Raw genomic sequence first — 14,335 nt, 5'->3', positions numbered from 1 at the left:
CGTACCCATGCTTCCCTCAATTCTACACTAACGGATGTGAGAAATGAAGCGTTTTGTCGATCCTACCAACCCTATGAGAAAGAGCTGGCAAATCATCTTGTCAAGTATTGCAATTGACAGCAATCATGTGCTAATATAATCGAGTATTTGTATTTCCCATCAAGGAAATCCCGTTTAGATGCAACAAGGGAGGTGGATTGTAATGGCACGTCGTTGTTTTGTAACAGGTAAATCTGCAAAAGCTGGAAACGCTCGCTCCCACTCCATGCGCGCAACTCGCCGCACTTGGGGTGTCAACGTACAAAAAGTGCGCATTCTCGTTAACGGTAAACCGAAGCGCGTTTATGTAAGCACTCGAGCACTGAAATCCGGTCTCGTAACTCGCGTATAGTTTTTCTAAACGACGCGAAAAAAAGCACCCTCGAGGTGCTTTTTTGCATTTCTCCGACGTTCCTTTTCCATCTTTTCATGAAGGAGGCCGCGTCTTCATTTTTTCTTGTTGAATGCCTCGATGATGCCGCGAATCATGCCACCCAGGAACTTCGGCAACTTGATGGTGTAAAACCGCATGCTACCCCTCCTCACCGAAATTACTTCCCACGATACAAAAACCAGCCTGCCCCCATGAGTGCCGCCGCCAACAGGCTATACCAAACCCACGGAGGTGCCATGTACAGGAAAATGGTGATTCCCCCGACAGCCAACGCAACCCCGAGAACACGTCGCAAGGCGCCCCCCTGTCGCAGGCGATAGGAGCGCAATCCCATTTCATTGTGCACCTCCTTTAGGTGTTCTCCCAAACGTGCATATTACATCATATTCTGCTGTCGGATAAACATGTATCCTGCCACGCGAAAATGTCGATGTCCACCAAAAACTCCCGTGGAATCGCGCCACGACAAAATGAAAAATCAGGCAACATGATTGCTGCCTGATTACATTATGAATCCGCTGTGCCATTTATGCAGGTCCAACTAAGCTACTCTGTCTCGCGCAGGGAACAACAGTTGGGAAGCGCTGCCCAGCACGACTGATAAGACCACTCCCGCGATGATCATTTCGGGAATGAGGTAAGTGATGTTGTAAACAAACGAGTACAGCGCCACATTCATGCCTTCAGGCGCGTACTGCCCAAACCAGATGACGCCGGAAGTAAAATGGCAAGCCAGACGGCCGAGCACGCCGATGAGCAAGCCGCCCCAGAGCACGGCAACCCGTTGCTGTTTCTTTTCATAACGGGACAAGCGAACCAGTCCCGTCAACCCCAGGAAGGCGAATGCCAGCGGATAATCCAGCAGCACCTGCACAGGGTTTACCAGCGTGCTTCCCAGCATGAGCTGCAGCAATCCGACGAGCGTGCCCGTCACGACGCCTGCGGTCAAACCGCGGCGGACAGCGATCAGCGCAATCGGCACCATGACCAGCGAGACAGAACCGCCCTGCGGCATTTCAAAAACTTTAATCTGGCTAAACACGAAAGCGAGCGCAGCCATCATCGCCATTTCCAGCAAGATGATCAAGCGTTGTCGATCCAACTATCTTCACTCCTTATAACCTAATGAACATTCCAAATCAACCTGATTCTAGCCCAAGTGCATGCCCCTGTCAAAGAGAAAAGCCGCGGCCCCAAAGCGGCACCGCGACTTTTTTCCACTAGCGAACTTTCTCCAGAAACTGCTTGGCCCGTTCGCTTTTCGGATTTTGAAAAAACTCTTTCGGAGGCGTCTCTTCCAAGAGTCGGCCATCATCGATGAACAGAATGCGATCAGAAACTTCTTCGGCAAAACGCATCTCGTGCGTCACAATCGCCATCGTCATCCCGGTATGAGCCAGCCCTTTCATAACTTCCAGCACCTCTTTGACCATTTCCGGGTCAAGCGCGGAAGTCGGCTCGTCAAACAGCATGATTTGCGGTTCCATGACGAGCGAGCGGGCAATCGCCACCCGCTGCTTTTGTCCACCGGACAAGCGGGACGGGAACACGTCGGCTTTGTCAGCCAGACCGACACGCGCCAAAAGCTCTCTTGCCTTCTTCTCTGCTTCGCTTTTTGCCATGCCTTTCACCTTCATCGGCGCATATGTCAGGTTGCTGAGCACCGTCATGTGCGGGAACAGGTGAAAATGCTGGAACACCATCCCGATCTGCTGGCGAATCGCCATCACATTCGCTTTTGGATCGGTAATGTCTTGACCGTTGATCGCGATTTTGCCGCTGGTTGGCACCTCCAGCAAATTCATGCAGCGCAAAAGCGTGGATTTTCCCGAGCCGGACGGCCCGATGATCGCCACGACTTCCCCTTTGCCGATCTCGGTGGAGATGCCCTTGAGTACGTTTAGTTGCCCGAAAGACTTGGTAATGTTCTCGATCTTAATCACTGCGTCTCATCCTCCGTTCCACAACGCGCGCCACCCATGTCAACATCATGACCATGACATAGTACAAGGTGCCGGCGATAATGTATGGCTCAAAGTAGCGGAAGATGGCCCCTTTTACCACGTTTGCATTTTGCATGATGTCGGACAAGCCAATCGTGGAGACCAGCGCCGATTCCTTCAGCAGCGCGATCGTCTCATTCACCAGCGCAGGCAGGATGTTCTTGATGCCCTGTGGCAAAATGATGTCGAGCATCATGCGGCGGTACGGAATGCCGAGCGCTTTGGCCGCTTCCCACTGGCCTTTGTCGACCGCCATGATTCCGCCGCGAATCGTCTCTGATATGTACGCGCCCGAGTTCAGCGTAAACGTCAGGACAGCCGCTTCCAGCTGCGAAATATTGTAGCCGGTAAGCTGCGGGGTCGCAAAGTAAACAAAGGTCAGCTGCAAAATCAGCGGCGTGCCGCGAAAAACGGACGTATACGCGATAGCGAGCCAGTTCAGCGGTCCGAATTTAGAAATTTTGATGAGTGCGAGGATCGAACCCCAGACGAAACCCAGTACGACGGAAATCAATGTAACAAGCAGCGTGCCCTTTATCCCCTGCAAAATGAAAGGGATATAGGGCACGATTTGCGCAAAATCCAAATTCATGCCCGTTCTCACCTCTTGCTACGTTGCGTAGTAGTTACTTCGTTGTGACCAGAGATTATTGAGCGAACCATTTTTGGATCAGCTTGTCCATTTCTCCGTTTTCCTTCATTTTCTTGATGACTTCGTTAAACTTCGCTACGTGCGGAGAGCCTTTTGGAAAAGCGATGGCGGAGCCGTTTGTTTCGTCTGTTTCGAGCGTCGTGAATTGCAGGCCAGGATTGCTCTCGACGAAGCTTTTTGCCACATGGTCCTCGATGATTGCCGCATCGACACGGCCTGTTTTCACTTCTTCCACGATCTCACCCAGCTTGTTGAGGGAAGTGACTTGCAAGCCTTGTACCGTTTTGCTCATCTCTTTGGCTGCTTCTTCCTGGATGGAACCGAGCTGAACCGCGATTTTTTTGCCAGCCAATTGCTCCGGCTTTGTAATGTTGCTTTCTTTTTTGGAGACAAGCGTGTTTTTCGCATCGTAGTAAATATCGGAGAACTCCGCGTTTTTCTGGCGCTCCGGTGTCGGCGTCATGCCTGCCATAACGAAGTCTGCGCGATTGGTTTGCAGCGCCGGAACCAGTCCGTCGAAGTTCATGTCTGTCACTTGCACTTCGTAGCCAAGCTCATTTGCGATGTATTTGGCAATGTCGATGTCGAAGCCGACAATTTCGTCTTTTCCGCTTGTCAGGTCGTGGTATTCATACGGCTTGTAGTCAGCAGATGTCGCCATGATCAGCGTCTTTTTCTCTCCTGCTTGTCCTTGGCCAGCCGGTTGCCCTTGTCCTGCGCCCGTCTGAGGCTGATTTCCCGTACCGCATCCTGCGATCATAGCCGCTGCCAAAAGAGAAGTTACTGCAAGAGAAAGAATCGAAGTCCGTTTTTTCATTGTGTACCCCCGGTAAAATGATTTACTGCAAAAGCAGCCATGCTTGACTTGAATATTTTGCACAACAACTTATATTTATGCAGGATAATGACTATTTTAATCATTTACTAAACAATTTCAATCATTTTTTCACCATCTGCCAATTATGCAAAATACAGAATTTTACACACAAATCACTCTCCCCCTTTTTCTCACGGTGCTTGCTGCTTCGCCTAGTATGCCCAACCTCGGCAAATATCGTGACGGCTTCGCGGATTTTTCTCTGGCGAAAACAGGAGAGAAGATTTATAGTGCAGTATGAAAAGCTCGTACATAAAGGAGGAAACTAAGATGAGTACGAATTGGACGTCCTACTTTCGCGAGCAGCTCCCGGACATGGTTGAAGAGCTGCGCACCTACGTGGAAATGGAGACACCGACTCACAACAAGGAAGCTGTTGATCGACTGGGCCTGTATATCGCAGAGCGTTTCCGCGAGCTTGGCTGCCGCGTCGAGCGCCTGCCGCAGCAAACGTACGGCGATCAGCTCCGCATCGAATACGGCGAAGGCGAGGAGCAAGTGCTCATACTCGGTCATTTCGATACTGTAAAAGAAATCGGCACGCTGCAAAAAGAGCCTTTCCGCGAGGAAAACGGGCGGCTGTACGGGCCTGGCACGTACGATATGAAGTCGGGGATCGTCTTCGCCTACTTCGCTCTGCGCGCGATTATCTCGCACGAGCTGCCGCTGTCCAAAAAGCTCGTCTTTTTCTGGAACACGGACGAAGAGATCGGCAGCGTCTCCTCCGAACAGTTGATCAGAGCGGAAGCCAAGCGAAGCAAATACACGCTGGTTCTGGAGCCAGCGGCAGGAGACGGTTCCTTGAAGACAAGCCGCAAAGGCGGCGGGGAATTTTTCCTGACGGCAACAGGACGAGCCGCTCATGCCGGCAACGACCACGCTATCGGGGTAAATGCTATCGAAGAACTGGCGCATCACGTCCTGGCGATTCAGTCGTTTACCGATTATGCGGCTGGCACTACGTTGTCTGTCGGCACGATCAAAGGAGGCAGCGTCTCCAACGTCGTACCCGACTGGGCGATGGCAGAAATCGACGTTCGCATCGAGAGCCGTGCGGAAGCAGAGCGGATTACCCGATTGATGAATCAGCTTGCACCTGTTCTGCCCGGCGCGGAGCTGAAACTCGAAGGCGGGATTGCCAAGCCTCCGATGGAGCGAAGCGCTGGCACCGAGAAACTGTTTTTACTGGCTCAGGAGCAAGCGCGTCTGGAAGGCTTCGAGCTGACAGAGCAGGGCGTAGGCGGAACCAGCGACGGCAATTTTGCCGCAGACGCCGGATGCCCTACACTCGATGGGCTTGGCCCTGTCGGGGATGGCGCACACGCTTCGCACGAGCACATCGTCCTCGATGCGATTCCGGGACGGGTTGCGGTCTTGCTTCGCCTGCTTACGGCCCTGTAAAGCCGCTCCGCTCCCCTGCCTACTCAGGCGCCGGAGAATCGGCAGGCTTGTTTCGTGAAATACTTTCAAGAGATCAGACATATATATTCCCTAGCCTACAATGAAAGGAAGGGTACATATGGAAAACGTTGCACCAGTGCCAAGCAATCCCGTCGGTTTTTGGCGGCGTCTCGGAGCATCCTTGCTGGACGGCCTGATTATTGGCGTGCCTCTTGCTCTCATCAGCTACCTCATTACTGGGGATACAGAAGGCAACATCGTGACCAATCTGATCTCGACTTTATACAGCCTGCTCGTTCCGGTGTTCTGGTACGGCTACACGGTCGGCAAAAGAATTGTCGGCGTGCGCATCGCCCGCGTAGACGGGGAACGCGTCGGAATCGGCACGATGCTTTTGCGCGTGCTGGTCGGCATGATGCTCATTTACGGCATCACATTTGGCATCGCTGCGCTTGTCAGTCTGGTCATGGTCTGTGTGCGAAAAGACAAGCGAGCCATTCACGACTTGGTTGCTGGCACGTACGTAACTTCTGATCAGCCCTGACGCTCGCTTCCCACGAAAAAAGCCGACTGCTCGAAAAATGGCAGTCGGCTTTTTGCTATGCTTTTTATCCGCGAATGGCAGAAATCGCTTTCGCCCGGTCTTGCTGGTTGAATACGGCACTTCCGGCGACGAGCACAGTTGCCCCCGCTTCTTCGCACAGGCGAGCCGTTTCCACGTTGACCCCGCCGTCGATTTCGATCTCGACATGGCCCAGTCCGCGTTCATTCAGCAGCTGGCGCAGCTCCTTGATTTTCGGAACGACGCTGTGAATGAATTTCTGGCCGCCAAAACCCGGATTGACTGTCATCAGCAAGACCACGTCCAAGTCAGCAAGCACAGGCTCGATCGTCGAAACCGGAGTGGCCGGATTCAGGACTACACCCGCTTTTACGCCCTGCTCTTTGATCAGGTAGAGCGATCTGTGCAGGTGGCGGCACGCTTCCTGATGAACCGTGATCCAGTCTGCACCGCTTTTGGCAAACTGCGGGATGTAGCGGTCCGGTTCTTCAATCATCAAATGAACATCCAGCGGCAGCTTGGTCACAGGGCGAATCGCCTCGACGATCAATGGCCCGATCGTAATGTTCGGCACAAAATGTCCGTCCATGACATCGACGTGAATCCAGTCTGCTCCCCCGCGCTCGACATCGAGAATCTCCTCGCCCAGACGGGCAAAATCCGCTGACAGGATAGAAGGTGCGATTTTTACCATGGTTTGTTCCTCCGTTGATATTCTTTCAGCTCTTCACGGAACTGTTTGTAGTGGGCATAGCGCTCTTCGCACAGCTCGCCCGCAGCCAGCGCCTCCTGTACGGCGCAAGACGGCTCGCTCACGTGGAGACAGCCGCGGAACTTGCAATCCGCACTAAGCTCGGCGAAATCGCGGAACGACTCTGCCAGATCCAGCTCGGTAAAATCGATGAACTCGAGCGAGCTGAAGCCTGGCGTATCGGCTACATATCCGCCCCCGTCCAGCGGAATCAGCTCCACATGGCGGGTCGTATGCTTTCCTCGGCCCAGCTTTTCGCTGACGTCTCCGGTCTGGAGACTGACACCGGGAAACAGCGTATTGATCAGCGATGATTTGCCTACCCCTGACTGCCCGGCGAAAACGGTAATCCGGTCGTGCAAAATCTCGCGAACCTCGTGCAGCCCGCGTTCGTCCACGGTCGAGGTCGGGATCACGCGATAGCCGATCTTCTCGTATTTTTGCACAATCGCGTCCACTTCTTCCTGCGGCACCTGATCAGCCTTGGACAGCACGATGACGGACTCAATCCCGACATGCTCCGTATGAGCCAAAAACTTGTCCAAAAGAAGCGGACTGAACATCGGCTTGTACATGGAAAAGACGAGGACGGCCTGATCTACATTGGAAATGGGCGGGCGGACCAGTTCATTGGTCCTTTCGCCCACCTCCATCACATAGCCTTCTTCTTCGTTGATCGCATCGTAGACGACCCAGTCGCCTACAAGCGGGTTGACCTTGGCATCTTTTTTCTTGAACAGCCCTCTTGCACGGCAACTGTAGATGCGCCCTTCATCGGCTACATAGTAAAAGCCGCTCAGCGCTTTCACAATCCGTCCCTCTGGCATTCATGTCCCTCCACTTGTTTTACGGCAGGCTGTTGTACGAGATCGGAATCGTTTGATATTCCTTAAATTCGGTTTCGTTCTGCCTTTTGACCGTTGCTTTGACCAGCGCGTCTTTTTGTGGCGATACGACTACCGGAACGTCGTATTCCTTGTTCTCGGCAATCGCCTCCTGGTAGAGCACTTTTGCATCGCCGCGCGCGTCTGTCACTTCAATCTTCACTTCCAGCGTCTCGCCAGGCACGACTTCGACGTACACAGGCGCGACGGCGGACTTGGCGTCCTGCGGATACTGTCCGTTGCTGACGGTCAGCGGGACAGCCACCCCTTTTTGCACTTGCATGCCCGGGTCATAAGGATGGGTGCTCAGCACTTCCCCCTCTTTGTCGGTCGAGTACGTAGGCACTTTCTTGATTTCCCCGACGTTGAGCTCTTTTTTGAACAGCTCCACTTGCGCCGCTTCGACCGATTTGCCGCGTACATCCGGCATGGTCACGAACGCTTTTCCTTTGCTGATCGTCACCGTCACGCTTGTTTTTCCTGCATACACCTTCTCATTTGCTTCCGGCGACTGCTTGATGACGGTTCCCACCTCGGCCTTGTCGTCCTCTTCTTCGACGAACTTGACCGATTCCAGCTTGAAGCCATTCTTTTTCAACGTCTCTTCCGCCGTTGCCCGCGGCAAGGTGATCAGGTTCGGCATGTCGATCAGCTCTTGGCCTTTGCTGACGTACAAGGTGACGACGGCCTTTTCCTTCAACCTCATCGGCGGAGCCGGGTCTTGCCTGATGACCATTCCTTTTTCCATCGTATCGTTCGCTTCCTCGACGATTTGCGGAACGAGATTCGCTTCCTGAATCTTTTTCTCAGCCAAGGACACCTCGGTTCCTTCCACATAAGGGACGGGCACCTCCGGGACAGATGGCACGACATTCAACAGGAAGTTGAATCCGAAGAACGCCAGCACGAAAAACAGTCCGATTCCGCCGACCCAGAGCAGCGCCTTCACCCACCATTTTTTCTGGGGTCTTTGCTCCTCGTCGTCTCCATTCGGCTCCTGGCGGCTGCGCTGTCCGCCTCCGGTCCGTCCGTGCGTGTGCCCTTCCATCATTTCCGGCGTAATAATCGGGACGACACGCGTCATCTCTTCATCAATCGGAAACGTCAGCTTTTCTTCGTTCAACCGTTCCGGAAACAGGCACGTCTCCAAATCTTCAAGCATTTCGCGGGCCGAGGCGTACCGCAAAAACGGGTCCTTGACCAATGCTTTCAAAATCACGTTTTCCACGCTCTGCGGGATGTTCGGATTCACCTGGCGCGGTTCAGGCAGCGGTTCCTGCAAATGCTTGAGCGCCACGGAAATCGGGGAATCCCCGGAAAACGGCAGCTCTCCCGTCACCATTTCGTACAAGACAATCCCCAACGAGTAAATATCCGACTTTTCCCCTGTAATCCCGCCACGCGCCTGCTCTGGCGAAAAATAATGGACAGAGCCAAGCATGGCGTTGGTGTGGGTTATGGTAGCAGAAGTGACTGCTCGCGCAATTCCGAAGTCCGTTACCTTCACCCGACCGTTTTTGCCGATCATGATATTGTGCGGCTTGATGTCTCTATGAATAATCTGGTTCTGGTGCGCATGATCGAGTGCATCGCAAATTTGTTCGGCGATGCGCACGGCCTCTTCCACCGGCAATGCCCCACGCTGGATAATCACTTCTTTCAGCGTGTAGCCTTCTATGTACTCCATCACCATGTAATGCGTGTCGCCTTCCTGGCCTACGTCGTAAACCCCGACCACATTGGGGTGAGACAAGCTTGCTACTGCCTGAGCTTCACGCCGGAACCGGTTCACAAAGTCTTCATCTGTACCAAACTGCGAACGCAGCACCTTGACGGCCACTGGACGATTCAGTATCAGATCTCTCGCTTTGTATACGATCGCCATCCCGCCTCCGCCGACGCGGGATTCCAATTGGTACCGTCCTCCCAGTCGTTGACCTTCCATCTCTCTCACCCCTCTTTCTGACCGACGTCAAGCTTTTTTTGGACAGCGACCAGCGTAATGTTGTCTTCCCCACCGGCTTCCAGCGCTTCTTGCACCAGACCGTCCACTTTCGCTTGCAACGATATCTGTTTCTGCAACCAATTTTCTAAAGAGGCATGGGCTACCTTGTTGCTGAGGCCGTCTGAGCAAATGAGGACGATATCGCCCTTCGCCCATTCAAAGTGCCCCAGATCAATCAACACATCCGGCTCGGTGCCGAGCGAACGCATAATGACGTTTCGGTGTGGATGGACAGAAGCTTCCTCTTCCGTGATTTGTCCGCTTTTCAAAAGCTCGTTCACAAGAGAGTGGTCCTCTGTTTTCATGACCAGTCCGTCTGCGTTGTAAACATACAGGCGACTGTCGCCAATATGGGCCGTAATGACAGATGTTTCGCCAAGCAGCGCGGCCACTACTGTCGTTCCCATCCCGCTGCACTCCGGATGATTCAAAGCGTAATCGTACACTTCTTTATTCGCGGCCAGGACAGCATTCATCAACTGCTCGCGCGCATCTTCTGCGTCAAGCTGTCCATCCAGGTGCCGCAGTTCTTTTACTATTCGCTCAACGGCAAGGCGGCTGGCAATGTCTCCAGCCTGATGCCCGCCCATACCGTCTGCAACAATGGCCAGCACGCGTCCGTTCAGATCGGCAACACAGGCATAGTAGTCCTCATTTACCTGGCGGACGCGGCCGACATGGGATTTCATCGCGATTTCCATGGCTTCACCCCACGGTTTCTTTAGCGTGTTGTGCCCTCAGCTGACCGCAGGCAGCGGCGATATCGCTGCCTTGCTCGCGTCTGATGGTCACATTGATTCCCTTTTCATCCAAGATGCGTTTGAACTGAAAAATTTCGTTGCGCGGCGTGCGCACGTAGTCGCGCTCCGGCACGTAGTTGACCGGAATCAGGTTGACGTGGCACAGCATGTCTCCAATCAGCTCCGCCAGCTCTTCGGCGTGTTCAGGCTGATCGTTTTTGCCTCCGAACAGACCGTACTCGAAGCTGATCCGGCGACCCGTTTTGTTGATGTAATGACGGCACGCCTCCATCAGCTTGTCAAGCGGGAAGCCGCGGTTGATCGGCATCAGCTTGCTTCTCAGCTCTGTATTCGGGGCATGCAAGGAAATAGCGAGATTGACTTGTCCGCCGCGTTCGGCAAACTCGTAAATCTTCGGCACGATCCCACTGGTAGAAACGGTAATGTGACGAGCGCCGATGTTCAGCCCGCGGTTGTCGTTGATGATGGACAGAAAAGCCATCAAGCTCTCGAAGTTCTCGAACGGTTCGCCAATTCCCATCACTACGACGTGGCTGACGCGTTCCCCATCGGCATCCAGTCTGCGCTGGGCCATCAGCACCTGGGAGACGATCTCGCCTGCATCCAGGTTGCGCTTCAATCCGCCGAGCGTGGAGGCGCAGAACGTGCAACCGATCCGGCATCCGACCTGCGTCGTCACACAGATGCTGTTTCCGTAGCTGTGGCGCATGATGACCGTTTCGATCGCATGCCCGTCAACGAGCTGGAACAAAAACTTGATTGTGCCATCCGTTGATTGCTGGTGCGTAATTTCTGTCAAAGAGTCCAGACGGAATGTCTCAGCAAGCTTCTGCCGCAGGTCTTTGGACAGGTTGCTCATCTCATCAAAGGAAGTCACACGCTTTACGTACAGCCAGTCAAAAATTTGCTGGGCGCGAAAAGCCTTGTCACCTACGCTGATGAGCCACTCTTTCATTTCGTCTTGGGTCAAGCTGTAAATAAGCGGCTTAGCGCTTGTAAATGTCGTGAATGGCATTTCTTTTCCACATCCTCAAAATCATTGCTTGCACAAATTATCATTCTATCATTGTACCTCGCCACGCGTCCCGCTTCAAACGGTTTTGGCATCCATTTCAGAAATGCGTCCCTTTTCCTAGTGTAAACCAATCCGCACATGCGCAAACAAAGGCAAAGGAGTGGCATTTTCCGCAATTGGCACGCCACCCCTCCCTTGCTATCCTTTTCGTTTCAATCGCGCAATAAAGAAGCCGTCACTGTCAAAATGCTGAGGCAAAATCTGCACGCAGGCACCAGACTCGTCCACTTGATTGCGAACGGCGTCAGGCAAGTCTTGCCCAAGCGTATCATCCAAAACAAACTCCGGGTGCTCTTTGACGAAGCGCTGGACAATTTCTTGGTTTTCCTTTGGCTCAATCGTGCACGTGCTGTAGACGAGCACACCTTCTGGCGCAAGCATCGGAGCCAATGCCTTGAGCAGCTCGTACTGGAGCTGGGCAATCGTCCGCACGTCCTCGGGTGTTTTGTTCCACTTCAAGTCGGGCTTGCGCCGGATGACGCCAAAACCGGAGCACGGTGCATCCAGCAAAATCCGGTCAAATGCCCCGAGTCCTCTGTCTGGCAAATCGAGCGCGTCGCTTGTAATCGGCTCGATAATCGTGATCCCCAGCCGCTTGGCGGTTTGGGCAATCAGCTCGCGCTTGTGCGGATGCAAATCGCTGGCGATAATTTGTCCGCGATTTTCCATCAGCTCCGCTATATGCGTCGTCTTGCCGCCTGGAGCCGCACATGCATCGAGCACGCGCATGCCTGGCTTGGCAGCGAGTGCAGGGGCGACCAGCATCGAGCTTTCATCTTGGATCGTAAAAAACCCTTCCCGGAACAAACGCGATCCGGCCACGTGTCCGCCAGCCACCACGATCGCTTGCGGGCTCAGGGCAGACGGCTGCGCTACCGCTTCCTCTTGCGCAAGCTTGTCCAGCAGTTCACTGACCGTTGTTTTCAGCGAGTTGCTGCGGATCGAGCTGTGCGGCGTGCGGTTGTTGGCTTCGCAAATCGCGATCGTCGCTTCTTCGCCGTACACTTTCAGCCACTCGCGGACGAGCCATTCCGGATGGGAATGCGCAACGGAAATTTGTGCGGCGCGGTCGCCTTTTGGCAAACGCTCCCACACATCCGGCTGGCGCAGTACATTGCGCAAAACCCCGTTCACCATCGAGGCAATCCCTTGATGTCCGCGACGCTTGGCCATTTCTACAGCCTCGTGAACAGCGGCGCGCTCTGGAATGCGGTCGAGGAAACGAATTTGGTACAAACTCAGACGAAGCAAGTTGCGCACCCACATCTGCAGCTTTTTGTTCCCGACAAAATGGGACAAAACATGATCGAGTGTCAGCTTGCGCTGGATCGTCCCGTATACCAGCTCGGTCACCAATCCCGTATCCGCCGCACTGAGCTGCGCGCGATCCAGAACGCCTCTCAGCTCCAGATTGCTGTACGACTTATGCTCCTCTACCCGATTCAAAACGTCTAGCGCAATATCTCTTGCTCCCTTTTTTGCCACGGACTATTCTCCTACCTTTGTGCCGATTTCAATGCTGCTGCCCGCTCCGCGCAAAAAGTCGAGAGCACTCATCCGTTTTTTGCCTTCTGGCTGCAACTCGGTTACTTTTACCGCGCCGCTTCCGCAGGCGATGACCAATCCGTCCTCTTCGCGGGCGATAATCGTGCCCGGCTCGTATCCGCCGCCAGCCTCCAGCCTTTTTTCCACCCACCACAGCTTCCACACTTTGCCTTCGCAAGTCGTGAAGGCGACAGGCCACGGGTTCAAGCCGCGCACCTGGTTGTAGATTTGCGTAGCGGTTTTCGTCCAGTCGATTTTTTCATCCGTCCGCTTGATGTTCGGGGCAAATGTCGCTGCCGAATGGTCTTGCGCTTCCGGCTGAATCTCTCCGGCCAGCAAACGAGGCACCGTCTCCAGCAAAAGCTGGGCACCCGCTACCGCCAGCTTGTCATGCAACAGCCCGACCGTATCGCGCTCCTCGATCGGCACTACGACCTTGGACAGCATATCTCCCGCATCGAGCGCTTCTACCATGTACATGATCGTCACGCCGGACTCGGCTTCGCCGTCGACGATTGATTTGTGAATCGGCGCGCCACCGCGATATTTCGGCAAAAGCGAAGCGTGCACGTTGATGCAGCCAAAGCGCGGAGCATCCAGCAAGCGCTTCGGCAAAATTTGCCCGTATGCCGCCGTGACAATCAGATCAAAAGACAGCGCGAGCACTTCTTCCAAAGCTTCTTCCGCCTTGATTTTTTCCGGCTGCAACACAGCAAGTCCATGACGCAAAGCCGCCTCCTTGACGGGGGGCGGCGTCAGCACTTGCTTGCGTCCTACGGGACGATCCGGTTGCGTAACGACTCCAATCACGTTATAGCCTGCTTCGATGAGCGCATTCAGGCTCGACACCGCGAAGTCAGGCGTACCCATAAACAGGATGCGAGCATCTTTCAAATCGATTATTCCCCTTCCTCTTCCGGGTTCACCTGATACACCTTGTCGGCTACATCGATGAACAGGACGCCGTTCAAGTGGTCGATCTCATGCTGGGCGCAACGGGACAAAAGATCGTCTGCCTCCAGCTCGATCTCGTTTCCGAAGCGGTCTTGCCCGTGCAGCTTGATCCATTTATGGCGGCGAACGTCTCCGCGCAGTCCCGGGATGCTCAGGCAGCCTTCCGGATAGTCAAACTGCTCGCCTTTGTGCTCGACGATTTCCGGGTTGACGATTTCGATCAGTCCGTCTCCGCAGTCCATCACAATCACGCGCTTGGAAATCCCTACTTGCGGTGCAGCCAGACCTACGCCGTCTGCATCGTACATCGTGTCAGCCATATCGTCCAAAAGCTTGTGCAGGTTCGAATTGAACTTGGTCACTTTGATCGCTTTTTCACGCAAAATCGGATCTGGATGTTTTACAATTGTGCGAATCGCCATGTGAATCATA

General features: G+C 53.9%; 17 protein-coding genes. 3 read left to right on the top strand and 14 right to left on the bottom strand.

The features are described 5' to 3' along the window. Positions 1-202 precede the first annotated feature (202 nt). The gene (rpmB, locus tag IRJ17_RS15395; RefSeq protein WP_005831020.1) at positions 203-391 is read left to right on the top strand and encodes a 50S ribosomal protein L28; all 189 of its coding nucleotides are present in this window, start codon (positions 203-205) and stop codon (positions 389-391) included. 95 nt (positions 392-486) lie between these two features. On the opposite strand, the gene spoVM is transcribed toward rpmB, so the two are convergent. From spoVM to IRJ17_RS15365, 6 genes are all read right to left on the bottom strand, one after another. Then, positions 487-570, bottom strand: coding sequence for a stage V sporulation protein SpoVM (gene spoVM / locus IRJ17_RS15390; RefSeq protein WP_005831022.1), 84 nt, complete (start codon positions 568-570; stop codon positions 487-489). 20 nt (positions 571-590) lie between these two features. Further along, entirely contained in the window at positions 591-728 is a 138-nt protein-coding gene (locus IRJ17_RS15385) for a hypothetical protein (RefSeq protein WP_173598027.1), read from the bottom strand. A 246-nt stretch (positions 729-974) separates the two neighbouring features. Next, the gene (gene thiT, locus IRJ17_RS15380) at positions 975-1,535 is read right to left on the bottom strand and encodes an energy-coupled thiamine transporter ThiT (protein WP_122965089.1); all 561 of its coding nucleotides are present in this window, start codon (positions 1,533-1,535) and stop codon (positions 975-977) included. A gap of 118 nt (positions 1,536-1,653) precedes the next feature. Continuing rightward, a complete protein-coding gene (locus tag IRJ17_RS15375) occupies positions 1,654-2,376 on the bottom strand; it encodes an amino acid ABC transporter ATP-binding protein (protein WP_173598040.1) in 723 nt (240 codons plus the stop codon). Then, complete coding sequence (locus tag IRJ17_RS15370) at positions 2,369-3,028, bottom strand: amino acid ABC transporter permease (protein WP_122965087.1); 660 nt, start codon at positions 3,026-3,028, stop codon at positions 2,369-2,371. Before IRJ17_RS15370 ends, IRJ17_RS15375 begins: the two co-directional genes overlap by 8 nt. A gap of 55 nt (positions 3,029-3,083) precedes the next feature. Then, positions 3,084-3,905: a transporter substrate-binding domain-containing protein gene (locus IRJ17_RS15365; protein ID WP_122965086.1), complete on the bottom strand. Its 822-nt coding sequence runs from the start codon at positions 3,903-3,905 to the stop codon at positions 3,084-3,086. Positions 3,906-4,235: 330 nt separating this feature from the next. Between IRJ17_RS15365 and IRJ17_RS15360 the strand changes: the two genes are divergently transcribed. Both IRJ17_RS15360 and IRJ17_RS15355 read left to right on the top strand, forming a co-directional pair. Continuing rightward, the gene (locus IRJ17_RS15360) at positions 4,236-5,366 is read left to right on the top strand and encodes a M20 family metallopeptidase (protein WP_242771044.1); all 1,131 of its coding nucleotides are present in this window, start codon (positions 4,236-4,238) and stop codon (positions 5,364-5,366) included. Between the two features lie 118 nt (positions 5,367-5,484). Further along, entirely contained in the window at positions 5,485-5,910 is a 426-nt protein-coding gene (locus tag IRJ17_RS15355) for an RDD family protein (protein ID WP_122965084.1), read from the top strand. 64 nt (positions 5,911-5,974) lie between these two features. On the opposite strand, the gene rpe is transcribed toward IRJ17_RS15355, so the two are convergent. The 8 genes from rpe to def all read right to left on the bottom strand — a co-directional run bounded on the left by rpe (position 5,975) and on the right by def (position 14,325). Further along, the gene (rpe, locus tag IRJ17_RS15350; RefSeq protein WP_242771041.1) at positions 5,975-6,622 is read right to left on the bottom strand and encodes a ribulose-phosphate 3-epimerase; all 648 of its coding nucleotides are present in this window, start codon (positions 6,620-6,622) and stop codon (positions 5,975-5,977) included. Further along, positions 6,616-7,506 carry a ribosome small subunit-dependent GTPase A gene (rsgA, locus tag IRJ17_RS15345; RefSeq protein WP_122965083.1) on the bottom strand — a complete coding sequence of 297 codons (891 nt, stop codon included), beginning with the start codon at positions 7,504-7,506 and terminating at the stop codon, positions 6,616-6,618. The genes rpe and rsgA overlap by 7 nt, the downstream gene beginning before the upstream one ends. Positions 7,507-7,525: 19 nt before the next feature. Beyond that, positions 7,526-9,508, bottom strand: a complete 1,983-nt coding sequence (gene pknB / locus IRJ17_RS15340) for a Stk1 family PASTA domain-containing Ser/Thr kinase (RefSeq protein WP_122965082.1) — start codon at positions 9,506-9,508, stop codon at positions 7,526-7,528. Positions 9,509-9,513: 5 nt separating this feature from the next. Beyond that, the gene (locus IRJ17_RS15335; protein WP_122965081.1) at positions 9,514-10,269 is read right to left on the bottom strand and encodes a Stp1/IreP family PP2C-type Ser/Thr phosphatase; all 756 of its coding nucleotides are present in this window, start codon (positions 10,267-10,269) and stop codon (positions 9,514-9,516) included. Between the two features lie 4 nt (positions 10,270-10,273). Next, positions 10,274-11,344: a dual-specificity RNA methyltransferase RlmN gene (gene rlmN / locus IRJ17_RS15330; RefSeq protein ID WP_122965080.1), complete on the bottom strand. Its 1,071-nt coding sequence runs from the start codon at positions 11,342-11,344 to the stop codon at positions 10,274-10,276. Between the two features lie 198 nt (positions 11,345-11,542). Continuing rightward, positions 11,543-12,889 carry a 16S rRNA (cytosine(967)-C(5))-methyltransferase RsmB gene (gene rsmB, locus IRJ17_RS15325; RefSeq protein WP_242771038.1) on the bottom strand — a complete coding sequence of 449 codons (1,347 nt, stop codon included), beginning with the start codon at positions 12,887-12,889 and terminating at the stop codon, positions 11,543-11,545. Between the two features lie 3 nt (positions 12,890-12,892). Further along, positions 12,893-13,843: a methionyl-tRNA formyltransferase gene (gene fmt / locus IRJ17_RS15320; protein ID WP_122965078.1), complete on the bottom strand. Its 951-nt coding sequence runs from the start codon at positions 13,841-13,843 to the stop codon at positions 12,893-12,895. 5 nt (positions 13,844-13,848) lie between these two features. Then, positions 13,849-14,325, bottom strand: a complete 477-nt coding sequence (def, locus tag IRJ17_RS15315) for a peptide deformylase (RefSeq protein WP_063229878.1) — start codon at positions 14,323-14,325, stop codon at positions 13,849-13,851. Between the last annotated feature and the right edge of the window lie 10 nt (positions 14,326-14,335).

Source organism: Brevibacillus parabrevis, assembly GCF_022701015.1.
Taxonomy (GTDB): domain Bacteria; phylum Bacillota; class Bacilli; order Brevibacillales; family Brevibacillaceae; genus Brevibacillus; species Brevibacillus parabrevis.
This window is presented reverse-complemented; position numbering and strand designations above follow the sequence as displayed.